The sequence below is a fragment of the Glycomyces sp. NPDC050141 genome (assembly GCF_055586545.1).
Map to the genome: position 1 here is coordinate 1 of NZ_JBVJHZ010000005.1, position 24,440 is coordinate 24,440.

Here is a 24,440-nt window from a genome sequence, read left to right on the forward strand (position 1 = left end):
CCCCCCCCCCCCCCCCCCCCCCCCCCCCCCCCCCCCCCCCCCCCCCCCCCCCCCCCCCCCCCCCCCCCCCCCCCCCCCCCCCCCCCCCCGGCCCGGTTCGTGCTCACTCAGTTCACCGCGCTGGCTTACCGCTCAATAAGCACTGCAAGCCCGTCGAGCGTCCGGGCGAGGCCGAACTCGAAGGCGTGCTCGGCGTTGTACGCGGCGTCGTGAGCCTCGCCCGCCGCCTGGCCGACGCGCACGGCGGTCGGAAAGCGTTCGGTGTCGAGGACCTTCGCGAGGAGCGGCCCGTTGGCCTCCCACCATTCCTGGTCGCCGATGCCGCTGGCCGCGCGCTCGGCCTCGGACTGGGCGGCGTCCTGTGCGGCGGTGCGCACGAAGGCCAGCAGGTAGGCCAGGGCGTCGTCCATCTCGACATCGTTGAGCCCCAGGCCTTCCAGGGCCTGCAGCTCGTGCTCGTACTTGGCGCACTGGCCGGGCCCGAGCGGCGGCCGACCCGGCGAGGCGGCCGCGGCCCACGGATGCGCCCGGTAGAGCGCGTAGTTGTCCTGTGCGACAGCGGCGAGCCGAGAACGCCAGGGCCCACCCTCTGCCGTCCTCCCCATCCCCTCGAAAAGGGCATCGAGCATGAGGGCGACGAGCTCGTTCTTCCCCGGCACGTAGGTATAGAGCGTCATCGGCGCCTTCCCCAGCTCCTGCGCGAGGCGCCGCACGGTGACCGCTTCCAGCCCTTCGGCATCGGCCAGGCCGATGGCCGCGGCGACGACCTCGTCGACGGTCAGCTGCTTGCGGGGCCCGCGCCCGGTCTCGGGGGCGGCCCTCCAGAGCAGTTCGAGCAGGTTCGGTTTCGGTGCGTCAGTGGCGGCAGTCACGGAAGAATCCTATCCGACGAACTTGTACGCCGTACGACGTACGTTGTACAATATACAACGTACGAAGAAAAGGAGCCGCACATGCGCATCACCTCATCCGCCGTCTCGCTCAACGTCGCCGACCCGACCGCTTCCGCCGAGTTCCTCAAGCGCCACTACGGCTTCGCCGAGGACATGGCCGCAGAAGGCTTCGTCTCCCTCTCCCGCCCGGACGCCGGCTTCAATGTCATCTTCCTCAAGACGGGCCTGCCCACCTTCAAGCCCGAAAGCGCGAAGGGGCACGCCGACGGCCTCCTCCTCGCCTTCGTCGTCGAGGACATCGACGCCGAATACGAGCGCATCAAGTCCGAGGGCGTCGAGATCACCACGCCCATCGAAACCGAGGAATGGGGAGAGCGCTACTTCCAGACCGCGGACCCCAACGGCGTCGTCATCCAACTGGTCCAGTGGATGACCGAACCCGAGGCAACACCGGGCGCCTGACCTGCAGTGCAGCGACGATCCACAAGGTTATCCACAAGAAGGAAACTTGTATTCGACAGTTGCCTGCAACCCGTGACACCGTTGATACATGCGCCAGACGAACTTCACCACCAGCACCGCCGCCTCAATCCACAAGGCTGTGTGCGCCACGAAAGCCGTTCTGCCGGAAGTTATCCACAGGCAGAAACTTTCTGTTGCAGGCCAACTACGAGGTGTGTCAGCCTTGATACAAAAAAGCCATCTGGCCTTGCGGGATGGCGGCGAAAATGAGGGATTTCGCGAACGTCGCCATACCGAGACCGCGCGCGGGAAGCCACCCGCGCGCGGTCCCCGCACGGGCCACACCTCCTCCATGGAGGAACACCTGCGGGCGGCCGGACACTCCAGCCCGGCCGCCCGCAACACGACTACCCGCAAGCTTGCTCGCACCGGCCCCAGGCCGGCAGCCGCTCAGGACAAGCGGAACAGCGCCGCGCTGTGCGGCTGGAGCTTCGCCCGGAGGTGATCGCCGGGCACGATGTCTGAGCGGTTCCAGCAGTCCCGCACCTGCGCCGGTTGGGTCAGCCCCAGCGAGGCCCACGGCAGCTGCAGTTCGGCGGCCTCGGCGCTCCGGTTGAAGACCGCCGCGAAGGCGCCGTCTTCCGAGGCCCAGGCCACGTGCCGGCCCTCGCGCCAGACCTCCCGGGCCCCAGCGGGGTGTCGTTGGGCCGCGAGGACTTCGGGGTTGGTCAGCAATTCGATCGTTTCAGCGCTCGACGCTGGCAGATCGGCCCCGACCATGAGCGGGGACCGGGCGATGCACCACAGGGTGAGCATCGTCCGCTGCTCGTCGGGGGTGAGCAGGCTCTGGCGGGGTTCGCCGACTTCGGCGCGGATGCCCATGCGGCCCAAGGGGAGCATGTCGGCGTCGGGCCAGTGGCCCGGGCCCGCGAAGGGGGCCCAGTCGCGGAGCAGGTCGAATTGGGCGTCGATGTCGCGCCAGCGGTCCCACAGGTCCGCCGAGATGCGCCACAGGTGCGAGTGGGCCTGGAGGTGCTGGGCGTGGTCGGTGGAGAGGCTCATCCCGGGGGAGAGGCTGAGCACGATGTCGCGGTCGGCGCGGTCGACCGCGTGCCAGAAGGCTTCGACTTCGTCCTCCCAGTAGGGGGCGATCATGTCGTCGGCCTTGATGTAGTCGACGCCCCACTCGGCGAACTGGCGGACCAGCGCGTCGTAGTAGGCCTGCCCGCCCGGGTGGGAGTGGTCGATGCCCCAGTTGTCGTCGACCCAGGAGGAGACCCGCTCGCGGTCGGGGATCTGCGCGGCCGAGTACTCGCTGCCCTTGATGGGGGTGTCGGCCGCGACCGCTTGGCGGGGGACCCCTCGGAGGATGTGGACGCCGAACTTCAGGCCCAGGGAGTGCACGTAGTCGGCCAGGGGCTTGAACCCGGCGCCGTCCGCGGCGGAGGGGAAGCGGTTCGGGGCGGGTTGGGGGAGGCCGTACTCGTCGAGGGTGAGGCGGGTGCCGAGGTTGTAGCCGCCGGCGCGGGCCGCGGGGTCGTACCACTGGATGTCGACGACCACGTACTCCCAGCCGTGCCCGGCCATGTGCTCGGCGATGAATGCGGCGTTGGCGCGGGTCTCGGCCTCGGTGACCGAGGTTCCGAACACGTCCCATGAGTTCCAGCCCATGGGTGGTATGGCAGCGAGTCGGGTCACAGAAACCTCCTCGGGGGTCGGGTCCCATTACGCTACCCGCGTGGTTTGGTGGCCGTGATCACGCCTCCGGGAGGGGTTGCGGCCCTTGGGTTCCGCCTGTTCAGGAGGGTCGGGCGGGGGTGGCGGCGCGGTCGGGGACGGGCTGGGGCCGGGGTCACGCCGGTGGCAATGCCGCATGGAGCGCGTGACCGGGGGTGCTGTACAGTGTTCACGGCGGTGCGCATGACGCGCCTCCTGGCCAGGTAGCTCAGTTGGTACGAGCGACCGCCTGAAAAGCGGTAGGTCGCCGGTTCGATCCCGGCCCTGGCCACCATAGAGTCCCCGTTCACCAGTTTCCGGTGGCGGGGATTTTTTGTGTCGGACGCCGGTGGTTGCGGGCGTTGCTCGGGGCGGGCGTTCGTGGTGAATACACTGGTCGCGAATGTCCCCCGAGACGCGGCGGGCGTCCGCACGACTTCTAGGGGCTACCCGCATGGCGACACGTAAGACGCTGCTTTCGATGGCTGCCGATTCCTGGCCTGTTGCAAAGGACGAGCTGCTTCGCTGCGTTGAGGATGTCGTCGAGGTTCGGCGGGTCGGCGAGGAGTCGGCCGTTTTGGAGGCCGAGCGTACGACGGCCAAGGATCTGGCTTTGCTTGCTCGGCGGGTGCCTTTGGTGTTTCCTCGGCATTTGACGGGTGTCGTCGCCGAGTACGACCATGCTGCTGAGGGGTTGGAGTCGGTTGTCGAGCTCGTCGACTCGGCGCTTCGGGAGTTGGGGGTCAGTGCTGAGGTCTCGCTGCAGATCTGGTTGAGCGGGAAGACCTCCTACAAGTTCAGCCAGCATGATGCCTGGGAAGCTGCTGCTCGGGTGCTCACCGAGCGCGGGTTCTCCGTTACCCGGGCGGGTGGGTCGACTGTCGTTTCGGTTTGCTTTACTCCGAAGACGGCGATCGTCGGGGTGAACCTTGCCTCGGACAGTCTTTCCTCTTGGCCCGGCGGGGAAGTGCGGCTCTCCAAGTCGCCCGAGCAGGTCTCCCGCGCCGAGTTCAAACTCGAGGAGCTGTTCAAGGCCTTCCCGATCGACGAGGGGATCGAGCCTAAGGGCACTGCTCTTGACTACGGTGCCGCGCCTGGTGGGTGGACTCGGATTCTTGCTGGCCGTGGGTATCGGACCACGGCTGTGGATCCTGGGGATATTGATCCTCGGGTGCTTCAGCTTCCTGGGGTTGTCCATGCTCGGACCACCGCTGGGAACTTCTTGCGGGAGAGCACAGAGCGGTTTGATCTCATCGTCAACGACATGAAGATGAGCCCCGACCGCTCCAGCCGCCTCATGGTCGACTCCGTGCGCCTCCTCAAGCCTTTCGGCGTCGCCGTCACGACCCTGAAGACCGGCAGCCACCGCGTGCTCGAGCAGATAGACGAGGCCTTCGAGATCCTCGGTGCCGAGTACGACATCGAGTTCGCCCGTCAGCTGCGGCACAACCGGAACGAGATCACCGTGGTGCTCCGCCGGTTCGGGTGACCGTCAACCTGGCCTGAAATGGGGATATAGGCGTCGGCTCGTCATGACAGAGTTGTGACGGGGGGTTCTAGCGTTGCGCATCATTGGGAACCGCCGAATTCAGGAGCCGTCGCATGAAGCCACTCCGCGATGACGACCCGCGCGAGATCGGGCCGTACCGGGTCCTCGCCGAACTGGGCGAGGGCGGCATGGGCCGCGTCCTCCTCGCCGCCGCCGGTGACGGGCAACTGGTGGCGCTCAAGGTCATGCGCCCCCACCTCATGCACGACCCGCAGTTCCGGTTCCGGTTCCGCCGTGAAGTGATCACCTCCCGGGAGGTGGCTGCCAGCCGTTGGACGGCGGGTGTGCTGGCCTCCGATGAGCATGCGCCTTCGCCTTGGCTTGCTTCCGAGTTCTTTCACGGGCCGACTCTTGCAGAGGCGTTGAGCGCCAATGGGCCCCTGGACGAGGCTTCTTCCCGGCGGCTCATGCACGGGCTTGCTTCCGCGCTGGCCGAGATCCACTCGTTCGGTGTGGTGCACCGGGACCTCAAGCCCTCCAACGTGATCCTCACCGATGACGGCGTGCGCCTCATCGACTTCGGGATCGCCCGTGCCGCTGAGGAGGTCGGCGACGAGGCTTCGATCACCCAGACGGGTGCGCTCATCGGTGCGCCCGCGTTCATGTCGCCCGAGCAGATCGCGCGGCAGGACATCGGTCCCGCCTCGGACTTGTTTTCCCTGGGCACCACCATGATCACCGCGGCCACCGGCGTGAACCCCTTCGACGCCGAAGCGCTCTACGAGATCATGAACCGGGTCGTGAACGGCGATCCGGGGCTGGACAGGCTGCCTGAGACGCTGCGTTATCTGGTCGAGCCGTGCACGCGCAAGCAGCCGCAGGAGCGTGTCACGGCCGCCGAGCTGGTCCTGCGTATCGGCGAGCCGCTGGCCGCGCCCTGGCCGCCCGCGATCGCCGCTATCGAGCAGCGCCAGCGCGCTGAGGTCGCCGATCTCGCTCGTCGGCATGGTTGGGACACGCAGGTGCGCCCTGACCGGACGGTGGTGATGTTCGGTCCCGGTTTTGTTCCTGCGCAGGGGCAGGCGGGGTTGTCCGAGCCGTCGACTATGAGTTATTCGCCGGTGCCTCCTGGGGTCTATCCTTCTGCGCCGCAGGCGTATTCGCCGGTTACGCCGGGGTATGCGCCCTCGGGTCATCCGGGTTATGCGTCCGCGCCGGGCGGGCCGGTGCTGCCTCCTGGCGGTCCGTATCTGCCGCAGCAGGGGCAGCAGCCGGATCGGACGGTGTTGTACGCGGTGCTCGCGGTGCTGGCTGTCGTGGTGATCGCGTTGATCGTGATCCTGCCTAACCTGGGTGACGGTGGCGGCGAAGATCCGGATGTTGCCCTCAGTGAGGGGGCTTCGTCGGATTCCTCGGATGGTGAGGATTCGGGTCTGGGCGGTGAGGTGACCGATCCGGTTGAGACCGAGACTGATCCGGTCGCGGATGCGGTGGTGGGGGACTGCTTCTGGGACTACGGGGATGAGACGACCGCTGATCTGGAGCCTTCGTATTGCGAGGATGGGAGTTTCGAGGTCGTCGATGTCTATTACGACACTACGGATCTTTCGTCTTGTGACTCGGTTGACGATGTGACTACCAGTGTTGCTTCGTCTGCTGGGAATCTGGTGCTTTGTCTGAGTTATCTGCACGCCAATGGGGACGCGTACCACGCTGAGGTGGGCGAGTGCGTGTACGGCCCGAACGATGCGGTCTCGGAGTGGTATCCGCTGGACTGCCAGGAGGGCGCGTTCGAGGTGCTGGAGCGCCTTGAGGGCGTGAGTGATCCGGCGTCGTGTTCGGAGTCGGTGTACTACAACCAGAACTACACGTTCACGACCGGGCAGGCGTATCTGGACGTGGTGCTGTGTCTGAAGATGATCTACCCGGACGACATGGGGTATGCGGTGCAGGACGACTGCATGTCGATGACGGGGGATCCTGATGCGGGGACGGCGTTGTTCTATTTCGCTGATTGCGGGAGTGCGAACACGTATGTGACGGGTCGTGTGAACGAGTACGAGAACTTGGACTGGTGCGGGGATGATGGTTGGAGTACGTGGGAGAACTCGGACTTCCCTGATCTTGCTTACACGGTTTGCTGGCGGTACCTCTAGCAGGACGTAAGTCCTTAGTGGATTTCGCTGGTTGGCTGGTTTCCACAGTTTGCTTGGGAGCGTGTGTGTTCCGCGTCTACCGGCCCTGCGCTAGCGCGCGCAAGTGGGTTGGTATGATCTTTGCAGGCTTGTCTTCGAGGGGTATGGGCCCTGGTCGGCGTTCGCGTCGGCCAGGGCTCTTTTTCGTCTCCGGCCGCAGAGCACATCGTTAGTGCTTCTAACATCGCTCGGGTAGGCTGTGCGGATGGATTCCGACGCTGAACTGCGGTTCGACCACGGCGAGGCGACGCCCGAGCGCCTCAAACGCCAGATCCAGCGCCTCGTGGGCATGACGGGCGCGCAGATGGGCAAGGTCTCCGGCGGCGCGCTCGCCGCCGTCGGCGCCCGCAAGGACCATTTCGTGGTGCTGGCCGCGCTGGCCGAGTCCGGGCCGTCGAGCCAGTCGCAGCTGTCGGACCGCACCCGCGTCTACCGCAGCGACCTCGTGGCGGTCCTGAACGAGCTCGAGGCGTCAGGGCTGATCCGGCGCGACCCGGACCCGGTCGACAAGCGCCGCAACGTCATCACGATCACCGGCCCGGGCGGGAAGCGCCTGACGGAGCTCGACGCGGTCCTCGAAGGCGTCAACGAGCGCATCCTGGCCCCGTTGAGCGCGTCCGAGCGCCGGGAGCTGTTCCGGCTGCTCGGCGTGATCAACGAGCACCTCGCGGGCTGAGGTCAGCGCAGGCGCCGCAGCACCTGCTCCTTGATCGCGGTGAACGGCGGGTACACCACTTTCATCGTGTCGGGCGCGAGCGGCTTGTCCAGCACCGATTTCGCGTGGCTGAACGTCTCGATGGACGCCTTCCCGTGGTAGGCGCCGAGCCCGGAGTGGCCGACGCCGCCGAAGGGCAGGCCGGGGACGTCGATGTGCGCCATGGGGACGTTGAAGCCGACCGCGCCGGAGGCGGTGCGGGTCAAGAGCTTGCGGCGGGTCAGGTCGGAGCCGGTGAACGCGTAGAGCGCGAGCGGCTTCTCGCCCTCGTTGACGAACGCGATCGCGTCGTCGAGGGTGTCGACCTGGAGGATCGGCAGGATCGGCCCGAAGACCTCTTCGCCCATCACGGTGTCGTCGGGGGTGATGTCGGCGAGGACGGTGGGGGCGATGTACTTCTCGTCCCGGTTGTGCCCGCCGCCGCACACGAGGCGGCCTTCGTCGAGGAACGGCGCGAGCCGGTCGAAGGACCGGTGGTCGATGATGCGCCCGTAGTCGGGGCTGTCGGCGGGCGCGTGGCCGTACATCTCGCGCACGGCTTCGGCGAGGTGCTTCTCGAGTTCGGGGCCGGTGCCGTCGACGGCGAGCACGTAGTCGGGGGCGATGCAGGTCTGCCCGGCATTCATGAACTTGCCCCAGGCGATGCGCCGCGCGGCGGTGGCGAGGTCGGCGCCGGGTTCGACGATCGCGGGGCTCTTGCCGCCCAGTTCGAGCGTGACGGGCGTGAGGTGCTCGGCGGCGGCCTTGGCGACGAACTTTCCGACGCGGGCGGAGCCGGTGAAGAAGATGTGGTCGACGCGTTCGGCCAGGAGCGCCTCGGTGGCCTTCGGGCCGCCCTGGATGACGGCGACCGCGTCGGGGTCGAGGTATTCGCCGATGAGCCGCTCGAGGACGGCCGCGGTCGTGTTCGCGGCCTCGCTCGGTTTCACGACGACGGCGTTCCCGCAGGCGAGCGCACCCGCGAGCGGGGCGAGGAGGAGCTGCACGGGGTAGTTGAACGGCCCGATGACGGTGACGACGCCGAGCGGTTCGCGCAGCACGTACGCCTTCGCGGGCTGGAGGTGCGGCGGCGTGTAGACCCGCTTGGGCCGGAACCAGGTCCGCAGGTGCTTTCGCAGGGCCCGCACTTCGGCGGCGACGAAGTCGATCTCGGCGAGGAACGACTCGGGGGCGGCTTTGCCGAGGTCGGCGCGGAGGGCGTCGGCGAGTTCGTCTCCGGCTTCGCGCACCATCCTGTCGAGGCCTTTGAGCTGCTCGAGGCGCCACGGCAGGGGCTTGGTGCGGCCGGTGGCGTAGTGGGCGCGCAGGCGCTCGACGGCGGAGTGAATGTCGTTGCCGGTCATGCCATGAGCCTAGCGGGCCGCGGCTCCCCGCGGGAGCGCCGATCGTCCGCTTTACCCTCTAATGCTGCCAGTGCCATTGGGGACGTTCAACGGTTTGTGGGCGGTTCCATCCGATCCGTGAAGGCGCACCGCGGCGTGACGCATTTGTGAAACCATGCGCCCATGGCCGCCGCAACGAGAAACCCGCTGCTCTCATGGACCCTGGTCGCACCGATCCTGGGGATGGTGGTCCTGGCCGCGGTCTGGGGGCGCGAACTCGGGGCGTTCTGGGTGGTCCTGGCGGCCGTGGCGCTCATCGCCACGGTGCTCGCCGCCGTGCACCACGCCGAGGTCGTCGCCCACCGGGTCGGCGAACCGTACGGGTCGCTCGTGCTCGCCGTCGCGGTGACGGTGATCGAGGTGGCGCTGATCGTCACGGTGATGGCCGCGGGCGGGGACGACGCGTCGACGCTCGCGCGCGACACCGTGTTCGCGGCGGTCATGATCACCACGAACGGCATCATCGGCATCGCGCTGCTCGTGGGTGCGCTCAAGTTCGGGTTCACCCACTTCAACCCGGAGGGCTCCGGCGCGGCGCTGGCAACCGTGGCGACGCTGGCGACCCTGGGCCTGGTGCTGCCGACGTTCACGACCAGCGAGGCCGGCCCGGAGTACTCGACGTCGCAGCTGGTGTTCGCGGCGCTGGCGTCGCTGTCCCTCTACGGGCTGTTCGTGTTCACGCAGACCCTGCGGCACCGCGACTTCTTCCTGCCGGTGACCGAGGAGGGCCGCGCGATCCGCGAGGACGACCACGCGGACCCGCCGAGCGGGAAGACCGCGCTGCTGAGCCTCGTCATGCTGCTGGTCGCCCTGGTCGGCGTTGTCGGCCTCGCCAAGATGGAGTCCCCGGCGATCAAAGCCGGGGTGCTCGCGGCCGGGTTCCCCGCTTCGTCGGTGGGCGTGGCGATCGCGCTGCTGGTGCTGCTGCCGGAGTCGATCGCGGCGATCCGCGCGGCCACGCGCCAGCGCATCCAGACGAGCATCAACCTCGGCTACGGTTCGGCGATCGCCTCGATCGGCCTGACGATCCCGGTGATCGCGGTCGCGTCGTTCTGGATGGACGGCCCGCTGCTGCTGGGCCTCGGTTCCACCGAGATCGTGCTGCTGGGCCTCACCGTCGTGGTCAGTGTGCTGACGGTGGTGCCGGGGCGGGCGACGCGCCTGCAGGGCGGCGTGCACCTGGTGCTCTTGGCGGCGTACCTGTTCCTCGCCGTGAACCCCTAGTTCCAGGTCTTCCAGACGTCCCAGCTCAACCGGGCCAGGAGCGCGAGGACCACGATCACGAGGACGGCGCGCACGAACTTGCTGCCCTTGGACATCGCGGTGTGCGCGCCGAACCACGCGCCGAGCATCGTGCCCAGGCCCATGACGGCGCCCAGCAGCCACCAGATGTTGTCCTGCAGCGCGAACACGACGAGCGCGCCGAGGTTCGTGGTCACGTTGACCACTTTCGTGTGCGCGGCCGCGGCCAGGAAGTCCATGCCGAGGATCGACGTGAACGCCACCGCGAGGAAGATCCCCGTGCCGGGGCCGATGATGCCGTCGTAGAACGCGATGACGACGCCGCATACGACGAGGACGGCCGCGCCGCGCCACCGCGTGTGCAGCTCCGGCCGCGCCTCCAGGCCCAGTTGCGGTTTCGCGACGACGAGGACGAGCACCGCCAGGAGCACGGCGATGATGATGGGCTTCAACGCCTCCGACGACACGGCGAGGGCAGCGAACGCGCCCGCTCCGGAGCCGAGGAACGCGAGGCCGACCGTGGGCCACAGCAGCCGGTGCTCGAGTTTGATCTTGCGGGCGTAGGCGATCGCCGACGTCGTGGTGCCGAACACCGACGCCATCTTGTTCGTGCCCAGCATGAGCGCCGTGGGCGCTGTGGGAAAGGCCACCAGGAGTACCGGGAGTTGGATGAGGCCGCCGCCGCCGACGACCGCGTCGACCCATCCGGCGAAGACCGCCGCGGCGATGAGCAGGGCGAACAGGCCGGGGTCGATGTCGAAGGGCACCACGCCAAATTACTTGCCGCGCGGCTGGCAGACACGCCGATGAGGTGAGGAACACGTGTCGGTGTGTAATCGTCTGATATCAACAGGTCATGGACATGACGAAGCCTATGACCCACTTGGTGAAACGCGGCTACGAGTATACGTTCGACCCCGATGAGCAGCAGGAGCGGAACCTGGAGGAGACGCTCGAAGCGGTTCGGGCCGTGTACAACTGGTCGCTGTCGGTGTTCCAGCGCGAATGGCGCGCGAAGGGGGAGAAGATCTCGTACGCCGAGATCTCGGCCCGTCTCACCAAATGGAAGAACCAGCCCGCGAACCGGTGGGTCAAGGTCTATTCGTCGGTGCCGCTGCAGCAGATCGCCCGGCAGCTCCACACCGAGTACCACTCGTTCCTCAACGGCCGCAGCCGCGAACCGGTCCCCAAGGAGCACGGCGAGCAGACCCAGCTGGTGTACTCCCGCGCCGGGTACTACCTCAAGGGCCGCGAGGTGAAGCTCGCGAAGCACAAGGCGCCCTTGGACATCATGTGGGGCCTGGAGCGGCCCAGCCGCGACGACATCACCTCGATCACCGTCAACCGCGAGGGCGACGGGCACTGGATGCTGTGGATCGTGGCCGAGGAGTTCATCGAGGTGCCCCGCCAGAAGCCGCCGGAATGCGGCGAGTGCGGGCGGGTCATGGAGGAGTAGCCCCGCGAAGCGGACGGGCCCGGCGGTGCGCACGCCGGGCCGCTTCGCGTTCCGGGCATGAGAAAGCCCGGCCGGGGTGCCCTTCCCAAGGCCCCGGCCGGGCATTGACCCGTGCTCCGGCGCTTCCGACAGGGGGCTGCCGGAGCGCGGGTCGTTGTCGAAAAGCCGCGGGCCCGGCGGCTTCTTACTGTGGGCCCGCGGCTCTCGGCGTCTTACTTGCGCAGTTCGGCCACAGCGGCCGTAAGCCGCTTTCCGAACTGCTCGTCGGCCTTCGCGAAGTTCGCGATAGCGCGCTCGGCGATGTCGTCGCGGCTGACCTTCGCGATGAACCCGGCCAGGCCCGCCACGAGGCGGTCCTGCTCGTCGGCATTCATGAGCCGGTAGAGGTTCCCGGCCTGCACGAAGTCGTCGTCCTCTGCATGCGCAGGGGTCTCCCACTCGCCGGTCTGGCCGCTCAGCTGCGACGGGCCCCACAGGGGCTGGCCGGTCTCGTACGGGCCGCCGAACGAGTTCGGCTCGTAGTTCTTCTGCCCGCCGTGGCGGCCGTCGTAGCCCTGGCCGTCGCGGTTGCCGTTGCGCGCCTCAGTGGCGTGCGGGCGGTTCACCGGCAGGTGGTCGGCGTTGATGCCGACACGGTAGCGGTGCGCGTCGCCGTACGCGAACAGGCGGCCCTGCAGCATCTTGTCGGGCGAGGGGCCGATGCCCGGCACGAAGTGCGCGGGGGAGAAGATCGACTGCTCGACCTCGGCGAAGATGTTCTCCGGGTTGCGGTTCAGCTCGAGCTTGCCGATCTCGACCGGCGGGTAGTCCTCGTGCGGCCACACCTTGGTGAGGTCGAACGGGTTGAACCGGTAGTTCGCGGCCTCTGCGGCCGGCATGATCTGCACCTGCACGGTCCAGGACGGGAACTCGCCGCGCTCGATCGACTCGCGCAGGTCGCGCTGGTGCGAGTCGGGGTCCGAGCCCGCGAGCGCGTTCGCCTCGTCCTGGGTGAGGTTCTTGATGCCCTGGTCGGTCTTGAAGTGGTACTTGACCCAGAACTGCTCGCCGGCCTCGTTGACCCACTGGAACGTGTGGGAGCCGTAGCCGTTCATGTGGCGGTAGGACGCGGGGATGCCGCGGTCGCCGAACAGCCACGTCACCTGGTGGGTGGACTCGGGGGAGAGGCCCCAGAAGTCCCAGACGTTGTCGGCCTCCTGTGAACCGGTGTACGGGTCGCGCTTCTGGGTGTGGATGAAGTCGGGGAACTTGATGGCGTCGCGGATGAAGAACACCGGGGTGTTGTTGCCGACGAGGTCGTAGTTGCCCTCTTCGGTGTAGAACTTCAGGGCCCAGCCGCGCGGGTCGCGGCGGGCGTCGGCGCCGCCGAGGGAGTCGGCCACGGTCGAGAACCGCAGGAACGTCTCGGTCTCCTTGCCCACCTGGGACAGGAACTTCGCCTTCGTGTACTTCGTGACGTCGGCGGTCACGGTGAAGGTGCCGTACGCGCCGGCGCCGCGGGCGTGGACGACGCGCTCGGGGATGCGCTCGCGGTTGAAGTGCGCGAGCTTCTCGAGCAGGACCTGGTCCTGGATGAGCAGGGGCCCGCCGACGCCGGCGGCCTCGCTCTGGTTGTTGTTGGAGATCGGCGCGCCGGACTCGGTGGTCAGCGGCCCAGCAGTGTTGTCGAACTGCTTGCTCATGGCTCAGGCCCTCTCTAGCTGTTCACGGCTGTACTTGTACTAAGACAAGATCCTAGCTTAGACTAGTTCTAAACTAAGAACCAGTCCCAGGTAAGGAGTGCCACAGCGTTTCACCTGCTAGAGTGGATTCCAATGCCCCGACCGCGTGAGAGAACAGCATGAGCGACCTCGTTACCCGCCTTAGGCGCCACAACTGGCGCATCACGCCGCAGCGCCGCGTGATCGCCGAGACCCTCGAGGGCTCCCACGTGCACTTCACCGCCGAGCAGATCCTGGAGCGCGCCGTCGAGCGCATGCCCGAGCTCTCCCGCGCCACCGTCTACAACACCCTCAACGAGATGGTCGCCCTCGGCGAGGTCCTCGAGCTCACCCTCGACGGCCGCTCGAAGCGGTACGACCCGAACGCCGACCACGAGCACCACCACCTCATCTGCGAGGGCTGCGGCCTGATGAAGGACGTGCACGCCATGGCCGACCCGGTCGACTGGCTGCCCGGCGACGAGCGGCACGGCTTCGCCGTCACGCGTGCCTCGATCACGTACCGGGGCCTGTGCCCTGATTGCCAACAGGCGGAATAACAGGACAGCGGCACCGGGGCCGTCGCTAGGCTCTCGGACATGACGCAGTCGAAGGAACCCTGGAAGTCGCCCCTCTGGCGCACCGAGCCCGCGTTCCTCTATTCGCGCCGCCCGCTCGCCCGGTACGTCGGCCGCCCCGCCGCCGAATTCCTCAAGATCGAGCCCGCCGCGGGCGTCGTCCTCGTCGTCTGCGCCGTCGTCGCCATGCTCTGGGCGAACTCGCCCTGGGCCGACTCCTACGACGCCGTGTGGGGCCTGGACATCACGTTCCAGTTCGGCGACTTCGAACTGCACCACACGCTCCGGGACTGGATCAACGACGGCCTCATGGCCATCTTCTTCTTCGTCGTCGGCGTCGAGATCAAGAGCGAGATCGTCTCCGGCGAACTCTCCAACCCCCGCAACGCGATCCCGCCGATCGCCGCCGCCGCCGGAGGCATGGCCGCCCCCGCCCTGATCTACGCGGCCCTGAACGCGGGCAGCGCGGGCGCGGACGGCTGGGGCATCCCCATGGCCACCGATATCGCGTTCGCCGTCGGCGTCCTCGCCCTCTTCGGCTCCCGCATCCCCTCGGCCGCAAGGATCTTCCTGCTCACCCTCGCCATCGTCGACGACCTCGGCGCGATCGCCGTCATCGCGGTCTTCTACACCGACGACATCTCCATGTCCTGGCTCGCGGCCGCCGGGGCGCTCATCGCCGTCGCGATCCTCCTGCGGGTCCTGCACGTCTGGTCGGGCCCGGTGTACCTGGTCATCGGCGTGCTCCTGTGGGTCGCCATGCTCGAATCGGGCGTGCACGCCACCATCGCGGGCGTCGTCATGGGCTTCATCATCTCCGCCAAGCCGCTCCTCGACCCGCAGACCGCCCACGCCGAGGCCCAGCGGATGGCCGAGGACCGCCAACTCACCGCCGAGGAGACCGAGCAGCTCGTCAAGCTCGCCCGCGACGCCGTGCCCCCCACCGAGAGGGTCCAGGCCCGCAACCACGCGTTCTCCTCGTTCGTGGTCCTCCCGCTGTTCGCCCTCGCCAACGCCGGTGTCGCGCTCTCGTCCGACCTGTTCGCGACCGCCCTGACCTCCACAGTCACGCTCGGCATCGTCTTCGGCCTCGTCGTCGGCAAGACCGTGGGCATCACCGCGGTCACCTGGATCGTCGTCAAGCTCGGCTGGGGCCGCATGCCCACCGGCGCGACCTGGCCGCTCATCGGCGCCATCGCACTCGTCGCCGGTATCGGCTTCACCGTGGCGCTGTTCATCACCGAGCTCGCCTTCCGCGGCGGCGACGCCCACCTCCTCACCGACGAGGGCAAGATCGGCGTCCTGTGCGCGTCGTTCCTCGCCGCCGTCCTCGGCGCGCTCGCCGTCCACCTCACCGCCCCGAAGCGCGCGAAGGCCGACGCGGACGAGCGGGCTGTGGAGGACGCCGCGAACGCGGGGTTAGGCTTGGCCGACTGCTTTCACAGCGACTCGACCCTAGAGTGAGGACAGCGTATTGGCTCCGCAGAATCTCATGTCCCAGCCTCCGGCGACGCAGCTGCCCGAGGACACCGAGGCCAGGAACTTCCTCGACGAGCACACGCCCGAGGACACGGTCCGCCGCTTCCCGTGGTTCTGCGCCGCCTGGGCCCGCCTCGCGAAGAACGCCCTGGAGTCGGGTGACGACGTCGCCGCGTACGCCTTCGCGCGCACCGGCTACCACCGCGGCCTCGACCAGCTGCGCCGCTCGGGCTGGAAGGGCCACGGCCCGATCCCCTGGGACCACAAGCCGAACCGCGGCTTCCTCAAGTCCCTGCACCAGCTCTCGCGCGCCGCGGCCGCGATCGGCGAGGCCGACGAGGCCGCCCGCTGCGCCCAGTTCCTGCGCGACTCGGACCCGGCCGCGGCCGACGCCCTCACGTAGGACACCGTCCACAGTGACCCGCGAATGACGCGGGCCGAAGACGCGGGAACGGCCGGGAAGCGAATGCTTCCCGGCCGCTGCCGTATCAGTAGCTAAGCCAGCGCGATCTGGCCGTCTTCGACGGTGATCTCCACTGCGGACAGGTTCGTCTCGGCCGGGCCCTCTTCGAGCTCGCCTTCGATCGTCCACGTCGACTGGTGCCGGGGGCAGATGATGTTGCCGTCCGCGTCGGGGGCGGCGACGATCGCGCCCTGGTGCGGGCAGACGGCCGAGAACGCGAGGAACTCGTCGGCGGTGGGCTGCACGATCACGGTCTCGTCGACGACGATGCCGCCGCCGACCGGGACGTCAGTGGTCGCCGCGATGCCGGTGGTGCCGCCGGTCTCGCCGGTCGAGCCGCTGGTGGCGGAGTCGGTGGCGCCGGTGGTGGACTCGGTGGTGTTCGGGGATTCGGCGGTGCCGCAGGCCGCGAGCGCGCCCGCGGCGCCGAGCCCGGCGATGCCGCACATGACGCCGCGCCGTGAAGCAGCGCCTTTGGCCGGCGCCTGCTTCGCGAGATCGGTTCCGGCCCTGGTGTCGGTCATGGTCAAGCTCCTTAGCGCTGTGGGGTGCCGTGTCGGTCGCGGCTGCCTGCGAGCCGTGGCCGTGCGTTGCGGCGCCTGCGGCCGCAACGCTAGCGCCCGAATGCCGAGCCTGTCACGCGATGGGTGGTGAAATCAAGGATTTTAGTTGAAGCTTCATTAAGTTCTCAGGAAGCTCACAGGCCCCGGTCCGCCCCTACACCCCCATCGACCGCGCGATGAGCATCCGCTGCACCTCGTTGGTGCCCTCCCCGATCTCGAGCACTTTGCAGTCGCGCCACGCCCGCGCCACGGGCGTCTCGTTCATGAACCCGTACCCGCCGAAGATCTGCGTCGCGTCCCGCGCGTTCTCGACCGCCGCCTGCGACGCGTGCAGCTTCGCGAGGGCCGCGTCGGTGCCGAACGGCTCGCCCGCGTCCGCTTTCACGGCCGCGTCCTGCCAGGCCAGGCGCGAGGTGTGGGCGCGCAGCCGCATGTCGGCGAGCATGAACGCGATCGACTGGTTCTCCGCGATCGGCCGCCCGAACGCCTCGCGCTCCTTCGCGTGGACGAGCGCCTCGTCGAGGCAGCCCTGCGCGGACCCGGTCGCGAGCGCGGCGAGGGCGACGCGGCCGGAGTCGAGGAGTTCGAGGAACTGGACGAAGCCGCGGCCCCTCTGGCCGACGAGGTTCGCTTCGGGGACGCGGCAGTCGTCGAAGTAGACGGGCCTGGTGTCGGAGGCGCGCCAGCCGACCTTGGAGTACTCGGGTCCGATCTGGAGTCCGGGCGTGCCGGGTTCGACGGCGATGCAGGAGACCTCGCCGGGGCCGGTCTGGGCGGTGGCGATGATGAGGTCGGTCATCTCGGTGCCGGCGTTGGTGATGAAGCATTTGGCGCCGTCGATGACCCACTGGCCGTTCTCGAGGCGGGCCTTGGTGTCGGTGTGCCCGGCGTCGGTGCCGCCGCCGGGTTCGGTGAGCGCGAACGCGACGAGGCCCTGGCCCGCGGCGAGGCGCGGGAGCCACTTGGCCTGCTGCTCGGGGGTGCCGAAGCGGGCGATGCCTTCGGCGCCGAGGGTCACCGAGGCTTCGACGGTGACGGCGACGGACGCGTCGATGCGGGCGATCTCCTCGAGGGCGAGGCCGAGCATGAAGAGCCCGGCTCCGGCGCCGCCGTGCTCTTCGGGGAGGGTGACGCCGAGGACGCCGAGTTTGCCGAGGCCGCGCACGAGGTCGGCGGGGAACTCGCCGCGTTCGTAGAAGTCGCCGATGACGGGCTTGATGTGCTCCTGGGCGTAGGCGCGGACGGCGGCGGCGAATTCGGTCTGTTCGATGTCGAGTTTCATGGCTGTGCTCCTACACCGGTGTGATCGGGTGTCTGCGTTCGGAGAACCGGCGGTCCTTGTGGGTCAGCCGGCGGTATCGGGCGATGAGGTCGTCGCGGAGGCGGGCGGGTTCGATGATGTCGTCGACGACGAGTTCGCCTGCGAGGCGGCGGAGGTCGACGTCGGCTTCGTATTCGGCTCGTCGGTCGGCGACGAACTGCTCGCGTTGTGCGGGGTCGTCGATCTGGGCGATCTTGTTGGCGTACACGGCGTTGACGGCGGCTTCGGCGCCCATGACGGCGATCCGCGCGGTGGGGAGGGCGAGGCAGGCGTCGGAGCCGAACGCGGGTCCGGCCATCGCGTACAGGCCCGCGCCGTAGGCCTTGCGGACGACGACGCAGATTTTCGGGACGGTGGCTTCGGCGACGGCGGCGATCATCTTCGCGCCGTGGCGGATGATGCCGCCGTGCTCGACCGCGGAGCCGACCATGAAGCCGGGGACGTCGGCGAGGAACAGCAGCGGCACGTTGAAGGCGTCGCAGGTGGCGACGAACCGGGTGGCCTTGTCGGCGGAGTCGGAGAAGAGGACGCCGCCGCGCACGGCGGAGTTGTTGGCGACGATGCCGACGGGCCTGCCGTCGAGGCGCGCGAACGCGGTCATCAGCTCACCGGCCCACCGGGCCTGGACTTCCAGGACCGAGTCGCGGTCGACCAGGCCGTCCAGGAAGGCGTGCATGTCGAACGGCGCGGACTCGCTGGCGGGGACCGTGGCGGCGAGGTCGACCGGGAGCGGGGGTCTTGCGGCGCGCACCGGCGCGGGCTGCGTCCAGTTGGAGGGCAGGTAGGAGAGCCAGCGCCGGACCGAGGCGATCGCCTCGTCCTCGTTGCGGCACAGGAAGTGTCCGACGCCGGACTGCTCGCAGTGGACGCGGGCGCCGCCCATGTCCTCGAGGGTGGTCTTCTCGCCGGTGACCATCTCGACCATGCGGGGGCTGCCGAGGTACATGGAGGCGTTGCCGTCGACCATGGCGACGACGTCGCAGAACGCGGGGATGTAGGCGCCACCCGCGGCGGAGGGGCCGAAGAGCGCGCAGGCCTGGGGGATGCGGCCGGAGGCGCGGACCTGCTCGTGGAAGATGCGTCCGGCACCGCGGCGGCCGGGGAAGAGCTGCACCTGGTCGGTGATGCGGGCACCGGCGGAGTCGACGAGGTAGACGATGGGGTGCTGTTCGAGCTGGGCGGCTTCGACGGTGCGGATGATCTTCTCGACGGTGCGGGCGCCCCAGGACCCGGCTTTGACGGTGGAGTCGTTGGCGACGAGGCGGATGGGGCGGCCCTGGACGGTGGCCGTGCCGACGACGACGCCGTCGGCGGGCAGGCTCGGGTCGGGGTTGGCCCACAGGTTGTCCTCGCGGAACGAGTCGGGGTCGCAGAGGCGGCGGATGCGTTCGCGGGCGTGGTACTTGCCCGCGGCGGCGGCGGCCTGGTGGTACTTGTCGGCGCCGCCTTGTGCGATCCGCTCGCGTTCCGCCGGGTAGTCCCCGAATTCCACGGCACGGCCTCCTTGCCGGAACAGTGTTCCTTAACGATCGTTAAGGTAAGCATATTGTGTCCCGTGAATCCCCGCCTGTCAACGCATTCGCGCCGCCGGTCATTCAGTGACTTAGCCCCGCCCCCACCGGGCGGCAACCTGCCGCGGCTACCCTCGAGGCACCACCGCGCGGCGCTCCTCACGCCTCGCCCCGCACGCCTCCCCGGAGTCCGATGAGCCACCCCGCGAGCACCGCCGCCGCCCCGGTCACCGCACCCGCGGCCCCCCGGCCGCCGCGGCTGCGCGAGATCGACGGCCTGCGCGGCCTCGCCATCGCCGTCATCGCCGTCTACCACATCTGGTTCGACCGCGTCTCCGGCGGCGTCGACGTGTTCCTCCTGCTCTCGGGCTTCTTCATCACCGCGAGCCTCCTCCGCTCCGTCGACCGGACCGGCTCCGTCCAGCCCCTCGCGTTCGCCGCCCGGATCGTGCGCCGCATCTTCCCGCCCGCGCTCGTCGTCGCCGCGTGCACCGTGGCGCTCACCGTCCTGTGGCTCCCGCGCGCCACCTGGAACCAGCAGCTCGGCGACATCCTCGCCTCCGCGCTCTACTACGGCAACTGGAACCTCGCGGTCCACTCCGTCGACTACCTCTCCTCCAACAACGGCGCCAGCATCGTCCAGCACTACTGGTCCATGGGTGTCCAAGCCCAGTTCTACGTCCTGTGGCCCGTCCTCATCGCCGCCTCCGTGTGGACCGCCGCCCGCGCCCGGTGGAGCCGCACCCGCGTCCTCGCCGCCGCGCTCGCGCTCGTCTTCGCGGCCTCGTTCGCGTTCGCGCTGTGGGAGACCGCGACCAACCAGGCCTTCGCGTACTTCGACCTGCGCGCCCGCCTGTGGCAGTTCGCCGCCGGAGGCCTCCTCGCCCTCGCCCTCCCGCGCCTGCGCACCGCCTTCGCTGAACCTGATGCGCCGCAGGCGAAATGGGCGGCCGCCGTCCTCGGCTGGGCCGGCGTCGCCGTCCTCCTCGGCGCCGGGTTCGTCCTCGACTCCACCCAGTTCCCCGGCCTCGCCGCGCTCTGGCCCGTCGGCGGCGCCTGCGCCGTCGTCATGGCCGCGTCCCTGCGCCCCGGCGGCGGCGCCGGGCGCCTGCTGAACACGCGGCCCGTGCAGTGGCTCGGCGACCTCTCCTACACGCTCTACCTGTGGCACTGGCCGGTCCTCATCTGCTACCTCACCGCGACCGGACGCGACACCGCCACGCTCCTCGGTGGTCTCGGCGTCCTCGCCGCCGCGACCCTCCTCGCCTGGGCCACCCGCTGGGCCCTCGAACAGCGCCTCCCCGCGACCGGGCTCGGCCAGAAGACCAAACGCGGCGCGTTCGCGCTCGGCGCGGCCTGCCTCGCCCTCGTCCTCGCGTCCTATGCGGCCCTGACCTGGTACATCACCTTCGAACGCGACCGCCTCGCCGAGGCCGTCGAAGACCGGTCGGTCTATCCGGGCGCGGCCGCCCTCGCCGGAGGACTCGAACTCCCCGAAGCCCCCTTCGCGCCCTCCACACTGGACGCCGCGCAGGACTACGACCCCGCGCTCTCCGGCCGCTGCAACCAGACGATGGTCGGCTACGAGCCGGTCCGCTGCGACTTCGGCATTGCCGAAGAGGAAGCGACCGCCACGGTCGTCATGTACGGCGGCTCCAAGATCTGGCAGTGGCTCCCCGCCGTCCTCGAAGCCGCCGAATCCCAGGACTGGCACGTCGTCGCGTACACCAAGAACGCCTGCATCATCGAGACCGGCCAAGAGTCGCTCGGCGAAGAGCGGTACCTGTCCTGCGCCGCCTGGAACGACGCGGTCGTCGCCGAGATCGGCGCCCTCGCACCCGACCTCGTCCTCACCTACGGCTCCCGCGTCGGATACGAGGCCTACGAGACCTTCCCCGACTACACCGACCGCTACGGGCAGCTCCTCGCCACCGGCGCCGCGGTCGTCGCCCTCCGCGACACCCCGAGCCCCCGCTTCGACATCCCGCTCTGCGTCGACCTCAACGGCCCCAAGGCATCCGAATGCACCGTCGACCGGGCCTCCTACTACGACGAAGGCGCCTTCGAGGCCCTGGAGGTCCCCGCAGGCGTCCGGAAGGTCGACCTCACCGACTACATCTGCGAGGCCGACGCCTGCCCGCCCGTGGTCGGCAACGTCCTCGTCTACCGCGACGACGCCCACATGACCAACACCTACGCCGCGACCCTCGGCCCCTACCTCGAAGCCGAACTCGCCGCCGCCCTCGGATAGGCGAAAGGCCCGGCTCACCAGAGCCGGGCCTCATCGGAAATCCTTAAGCGGTGACCGCGTCCAGGGCGATCTCCACCATCTCGGAGAACGACTCCTGCCGGTCGGCCGCGGGCAGCTCCGTGCCCTTGAGGATGTGGTCGGAGATCGTGCACAGCGCCAGCGCGCGCGCCTTGAACTTCGCCGCGAGCGTGTAGATCGCCGCGGCCTCCATCTCGATGGCGAGGATGCCGTAGTCGGCGAGCTTCGCCTCGACCTCGGGGGCGTCGGTGTAGAACGTGTCCGAGGAGTACAGCTGGCCCACGTGCAGGTTGATCCCGCGCGCGGCGGCCGCGTCCGCGGAGGCGCGCAGCAGGCCGAAGTCGGCGACGGGCGCGTAGTCGACGACGCCGTTGAAGCGGATGCGGTTCATCGAGGAGTTCGTCGAGGCGCCGATGCCGGCGACGACGTCGCGCAGCTCGATGTCGTTGTGGATCGCACCGGCCGAGCCGACGCGGACCACCGTCTTGACGCCGTAGACGTCGAGGAGCTCGTGGGTGTAGATCGAGGCGGAGGGCTGGCCCATCCCGGTGCCCTGCACGGACACGCGCTTGCCCTTGTAGGTGCCGGTGTAGCCGTACATGTTCCGGACCTCGGTGTAGCGGACCGCGTCGGTGAGGAAGTTCTCGGCGATCCATTTCGCGCGCAGCGGGTCCCCGGGAAGGAGGACGCTCTCGGCGATGTCGCCCGGCTTGGCGGAGATGTGTGCAGTCATGACGCCAGCTTCTCATAAACATCCCATGAATTTGCGGAGACCGGCTGTGAGCTGGATCGCCGAGCCCGGTTCCACGCCTGCTGCCGCGGTCCGGTAGTGTTCTCGGCGGTGGCGTGTCCGAGCGGCCGAAGGAGCTCGCCTCGAAAGCGAGTGTTGGGTAACCCTCAACCGTGGGTTCAAATCCCACCGCCACCGCCAACGTAACCCCAGTTCAGAAGCCCTAAAGGGCGGATGAGCTGGGGTTTCTTCATGCCCGCTGACCTGGTGTTCCGGGTACGTCCGGGCTGCTCAGGACTGGATTCCCCATCAATTCCCCATTACTTCCCCACAAGCTCTGCGTGTTTTGTACCGAATTGGGCGTTCGGGTCGAGTGATCTCTGCCGCTCGGCTTCCTGTGCCCTGGTGACGATGCCGCGAAGGTGGGCGCCTTCGAGGATCGCGGCGACCGCTTGGGCCATGCCCTCATCGACTTCGGGTTCCAAGTGCCCGTAAAGGTCTGAGGTCACCTTGATGCTGGAGTGGCCGAGGCGGCGCTGGATCGCGGTCAGGTGCTTGCCCTTCTTGATGAGCTGGCTGGCGAGCGTGTGGCGGAAGGCGTGGAAGCCGAGCCCGGCGAATTCGGTTTCCTCAAGGGCGTTGCGCCAGGCTCGGCGCACGACGGCGTAGCGGAGTGGGCCGCCGTTCTTCGACCGGAACACGTAGTCGTTGTCGCCGCGGTCGGCGGACCAGAGCAGGGCGAGGACTTCGCACACCTCTGGAGGGAGGGTGATGGTCCGGCGCGACCACTTGGTCTTGAGTGGGACGTCTTCGAACGTGCCGTTGCGGTCGACCAGTTGGCTCGCGAAGGTGACGTGTCCGGTGAGGAGGTCGAAGTGCTTCCATTTGAGCCCGAGGGCCTCGGAGATCCGCGCCCCGGAGGCGATCAGGAAGACGATCAAGGGCTGCCAGTATGCGGGGGTCAGCTCGATGACTTCCGCGAGTTCAGCTTCGGTGAGGAACCGCGGCTCGGCCCGTTCCCACTTCGGGAGGGAGGACGCCGGGCAGGGGTTCACCTTGATCAGCCGCTCGGCAACGGCGACGTCGAGCGCCATGGACAAGTAGCCGTGGACGTTGAGAATGCTCTTCGCCGAGAGCGGGTCGTATTCGGCGTCCTCGGGCTCGGCGAGCTGGTCGAGCCACTCACGGATGGCCCTCGGCCCGAACGTCGCGAGATTGTGCTGCCCGATGCGGCCGACGATGTGCTTGCGGATGCGCCCGCCCTCCGTCCGTGCTGTGTTCGGCCGGATGTTCTTACTGTGACTGGCCCACCAGGTGTTGACCCAGTAGCCGAGCGCCAACTTGTCGGCGCCGATGGCGAGGAGGTTCCCGTCCATCTTGTCGACTTGGAGGCGCGTCTTCGCCTCTTTGGCGGCGGTCTTCGTCGAGAACCCGATGGCGATGTCCGTCTTCTTGCCATCGATCATGTCTCGGACGCGGAACAGCTTGCCGCCGTTGTATGGCTCAACCCACATAGCCCTTGCTCTCCTGTTGTCGGATCGGTTGGGGCGCAGCCGTTTCGGGGGAGGCTGCGCCGCTCGGTCACGCCGACAAACGGGGGTCTGCCGGCGGTGGTCGAGGACCGTACGCCGACAGGCGGGCACCAGCGAGCGAACACGCGTTCGCCCACAATGGACATTCAGGCGGTGGTGATGCCCTTCGGCCGGGCGGATTCCGGCTTGCGGGCGAGCCCTGCGCTCATGAGCGCTTGAGAAACGCGCGGGCCACGCGTCGTCGCTGGTCAGGCGGAAATGGTGGGAGCCGCTGCCCCTAAACAGCGTCCCGAGTGCAATAGGGCCGTGCGGGGACCTCGGGACGCGACAGCGGCTGTCGCACAGTGACCGTTCACCTTGGTGGGGGGCGAACCGTCGGTAGGTGGTGGGATTGGTTGCGCGGCAGCGCGGGCTAGGACGAGCCCTCGCGGCGCTGGTTCAGTTCAATGACGCCCTCGCCGGTGGTGGGGGAGGCGGGGATGTCGGCGCGGGCTTCGACGCCGTTGAGGACGCGCTGGCGCGCGAACTCCTGCCGGACGGCGTCTCGCATGAAGATGGGGAGGTAGCGGACGATGAGCACGGCGATGACCGCGATCACCAGAAGGACTATCAAGATGGGGCGCATGTGGCTGCGCTCCCAGTTCGCCGCGAAGTAAATCGTGTTGGCGAGTACCAGGAGGGCTGCGGCGACCTCCAGTATTCGCGTGAACAGTTTGGTCATGAGCGGATGCTCCACTGGGGTGA

At 68.6% G+C, this 24,440-nt stretch carries 21 protein-coding genes and 2 tRNA genes; 12 read left to right on the top strand and 11 right to left on the bottom strand.

Going from position 1 to position 24,440, the window contains the following annotated elements; translation table 11 throughout:
• Nucleotides 1–125 precede the first annotated feature (125 nt).
• Nucleotides 126–872, bottom strand: coding sequence for a TetR/AcrR family transcriptional regulator C-terminal domain-containing protein (locus ACZ60M_RS04245; protein ID WP_465414556.1), 747 nt, complete (start codon nucleotides 870–872; stop codon nucleotides 126–128).
• An 81-nt stretch (nucleotides 873–953) separates the two neighbouring features.
• Here ACZ60M_RS04245 and ACZ60M_RS04250 point away from each other — a divergent pair, with 81 nt between their 5' ends.
• Nucleotides 954–1,355 carry a VOC family protein gene (locus ACZ60M_RS04250; RefSeq protein WP_465414558.1) on the top strand — a complete coding sequence of 134 codons (402 nt, stop codon included), beginning with the start codon at nucleotides 954–956 and terminating at the stop codon, nucleotides 1,353–1,355.
• 450 nt (nucleotides 1,356–1,805) lie between these two features.
• On the opposite strand, the gene ACZ60M_RS04255 is transcribed toward ACZ60M_RS04250, so the two are convergent.
• Nucleotides 1,806–3,053 carry a glycoside hydrolase family 27 protein gene (locus ACZ60M_RS04255; protein ID WP_465414560.1) on the bottom strand — a complete coding sequence of 416 codons (1,248 nt, stop codon included), beginning with the start codon at nucleotides 3,051–3,053 and terminating at the stop codon, nucleotides 1,806–1,808.
• 236 nt (nucleotides 3,054–3,289) lie between these two features.
• Here ACZ60M_RS04255 and ACZ60M_RS04260 point away from each other — a divergent pair.
• The 4 genes from ACZ60M_RS04260 (at nucleotide 3,290) to ACZ60M_RS04275 (ending at nucleotide 7,431) form a co-directional block, all read left to right on the top strand.
• Nucleotides 3,290–3,366: transfer RNA gene (locus ACZ60M_RS04260), tRNA-Phe, on the top strand.
• 159 nt (nucleotides 3,367–3,525) lie between these two features.
• A complete protein-coding gene (locus ACZ60M_RS04265; RefSeq protein ID WP_465414562.1) occupies nucleotides 3,526–4,560 on the top strand; it encodes an SAM-dependent methyltransferase in 1,035 nt (344 codons plus the stop codon).
• Nucleotides 4,561–4,673: 113 nt separating this feature from the next.
• The gene (locus tag ACZ60M_RS04270; RefSeq protein ID WP_465414564.1) at nucleotides 4,674–6,716 is read left to right on the top strand and encodes a serine/threonine protein kinase; all 2,043 of its coding nucleotides are present in this window, start codon (nucleotides 4,674–4,676) and stop codon (nucleotides 6,714–6,716) included.
• Between the two features lie 244 nt (nucleotides 6,717–6,960).
• Nucleotides 6,961–7,431, top strand: coding sequence for a MarR family winged helix-turn-helix transcriptional regulator (locus tag ACZ60M_RS04275; protein WP_465414566.1), 471 nt, complete (start codon nucleotides 6,961–6,963; stop codon nucleotides 7,429–7,431).
• Between the two features lie 2 nt (nucleotides 7,432–7,433).
• On the opposite strand, the gene ACZ60M_RS04280 is transcribed toward ACZ60M_RS04275, so the two are convergent.
• Nucleotides 7,434–8,813 carry an aldehyde dehydrogenase family protein gene (locus ACZ60M_RS04280; protein ID WP_465414568.1) on the bottom strand — a complete coding sequence of 460 codons (1,380 nt, stop codon included), beginning with the start codon at nucleotides 8,811–8,813 and terminating at the stop codon, nucleotides 7,434–7,436.
• Nucleotides 8,814–8,975: 162 nt separating this feature from the next.
• On the opposite strand from ACZ60M_RS04280, the gene ACZ60M_RS04285 reads away from it, so the two are divergent.
• Nucleotides 8,976–10,076, top strand: a complete 1,101-nt coding sequence (locus ACZ60M_RS04285) for a calcium:cation antiporter (protein WP_465414570.1) — start codon at nucleotides 8,976–8,978, stop codon at nucleotides 10,074–10,076.
• Here ACZ60M_RS04285 and ACZ60M_RS04290 read toward each other — a convergent pair.
• Nucleotides 10,073–10,849: a TSUP family transporter gene (locus tag ACZ60M_RS04290; RefSeq protein ID WP_465414920.1), complete on the bottom strand. Its 777-nt coding sequence runs from the start codon at nucleotides 10,847–10,849 to the stop codon at nucleotides 10,073–10,075. The two genes, ACZ60M_RS04285 and ACZ60M_RS04290, sit on opposite strands and share 4 nt — an antisense overlap.
• 101 nt (nucleotides 10,850–10,950) lie before the next feature.
• On the opposite strand from ACZ60M_RS04290, the gene ACZ60M_RS04295 reads away from it, so the two are divergent.
• Nucleotides 10,951–11,550, top strand: coding sequence for a helix-turn-helix domain-containing protein (locus ACZ60M_RS04295; protein ID WP_465414572.1), 600 nt, complete (start codon nucleotides 10,951–10,953; stop codon nucleotides 11,548–11,550).
• A gap of 212 nt (nucleotides 11,551–11,762) precedes the next feature.
• On the opposite strand, the gene ACZ60M_RS04300 is transcribed toward ACZ60M_RS04295, so the two are convergent.
• Nucleotides 11,763–13,232, bottom strand: a complete 1,470-nt coding sequence (locus ACZ60M_RS04300; protein WP_465414574.1) for a catalase — start codon at nucleotides 13,230–13,232, stop codon at nucleotides 11,763–11,765.
• A 158-nt stretch (nucleotides 13,233–13,390) separates the two neighbouring features.
• On the opposite strand from ACZ60M_RS04300, the gene ACZ60M_RS04305 reads away from it, so the two are divergent.
• Genes ACZ60M_RS04305 through ACZ60M_RS04315 form a run of 3 tightly spaced genes read left to right on the top strand, consistent with a single transcriptional unit; the run spans nucleotide 13,391 to nucleotide 15,710 of the window.
• Nucleotides 13,391–13,810, top strand: coding sequence for a Fur family transcriptional regulator (locus ACZ60M_RS04305; protein ID WP_465414576.1), 420 nt, complete (start codon nucleotides 13,391–13,393; stop codon nucleotides 13,808–13,810).
• Nucleotides 13,811–13,849: 39 nt separating this feature from the next.
• Nucleotides 13,850–15,292: a Na+/H+ antiporter NhaA gene (gene nhaA / locus ACZ60M_RS04310; protein ID WP_465414578.1), complete on the top strand. Its 1,443-nt coding sequence runs from the start codon at nucleotides 13,850–13,852 to the stop codon at nucleotides 15,290–15,292.
• A 28-nt stretch (nucleotides 15,293–15,320) separates the two neighbouring features.
• Nucleotides 15,321–15,710 (top strand): DUF3151 domain-containing protein, encoded by a 390-nt coding sequence (locus tag ACZ60M_RS04315; RefSeq protein ID WP_465414580.1) that lies wholly within the window; start codon nucleotides 15,321–15,323, stop codon nucleotides 15,708–15,710.
• A 92-nt stretch (nucleotides 15,711–15,802) separates the two neighbouring features.
• Here ACZ60M_RS04315 and ACZ60M_RS04320 read toward each other — a convergent pair whose 3' ends face one another.
• The 3 genes from ACZ60M_RS04320 to ACZ60M_RS04330 all read right to left on the bottom strand — a co-directional run bounded on the left by ACZ60M_RS04320 (nucleotide 15,803) and on the right by ACZ60M_RS04330 (nucleotide 19,146).
• Nucleotides 15,803–16,294: a Rieske (2Fe-2S) protein gene (locus ACZ60M_RS04320; protein WP_465414581.1), complete on the bottom strand. Its 492-nt coding sequence runs from the start codon at nucleotides 16,292–16,294 to the stop codon at nucleotides 15,803–15,805.
• Nucleotides 16,295–16,487: 193 nt separating this feature from the next.
• On the bottom strand, nucleotides 16,488–17,615 hold the full coding sequence (locus ACZ60M_RS04325; protein ID WP_465414583.1) for an acyl-CoA dehydrogenase family protein: 1,128 nt from the start codon (nucleotides 17,613–17,615) through the stop codon (nucleotides 16,488–16,490).
• Nucleotides 17,616–17,625: 10 nt separating this feature from the next.
• Nucleotides 17,626–19,146 (bottom strand): acyl-CoA carboxylase subunit beta, encoded by a 1,521-nt coding sequence (locus ACZ60M_RS04330; RefSeq protein ID WP_465414585.1) that lies wholly within the window; start codon nucleotides 19,144–19,146, stop codon nucleotides 17,626–17,628.
• A 212-nt stretch (nucleotides 19,147–19,358) separates the two neighbouring features.
• Here ACZ60M_RS04330 and ACZ60M_RS04335 point away from each other — a divergent pair, with 212 nt between their 5' ends.
• On the top strand, nucleotides 19,359–21,416 hold the full coding sequence (locus ACZ60M_RS04335) for an acyltransferase family protein (RefSeq protein WP_465414587.1): 2,058 nt from the start codon (nucleotides 19,359–19,361) through the stop codon (nucleotides 21,414–21,416).
• A gap of 43 nt (nucleotides 21,417–21,459) precedes the next feature.
• Here the strand turns inward: ACZ60M_RS04335 and deoD are convergent, their stop codons facing one another.
• Nucleotides 21,460–22,167 carry a purine-nucleoside phosphorylase gene (deoD, locus tag ACZ60M_RS04340; protein WP_465414589.1) on the bottom strand — a complete coding sequence of 236 codons (708 nt, stop codon included), beginning with the start codon at nucleotides 22,165–22,167 and terminating at the stop codon, nucleotides 21,460–21,462.
• Nucleotides 22,168–22,274: 107 nt separating this feature from the next.
• Here deoD and ACZ60M_RS04345 point away from each other — a divergent pair.
• A tRNA-Ser gene (locus ACZ60M_RS04345) sits at nucleotides 22,275–22,365 on the top strand.
• 119 nt (nucleotides 22,366–22,484) lie between these two features.
• Here the strand turns inward: ACZ60M_RS04345 and ACZ60M_RS04350 are convergent.
• Entirely contained in the window at nucleotides 22,485–23,678 is a 1,194-nt protein-coding gene (locus tag ACZ60M_RS04350; RefSeq protein ID WP_465414591.1) for a tyrosine-type recombinase/integrase, read from the bottom strand.
• Nucleotides 23,679–24,108: 430 nt separating this feature from the next.
• Entirely contained in the window at nucleotides 24,109–24,417 is a 309-nt protein-coding gene (locus tag ACZ60M_RS04355) for a hypothetical protein (RefSeq protein ID WP_465414593.1), read from the bottom strand.
• Nucleotides 24,418–24,440 lie beyond the last annotated feature (23 nt).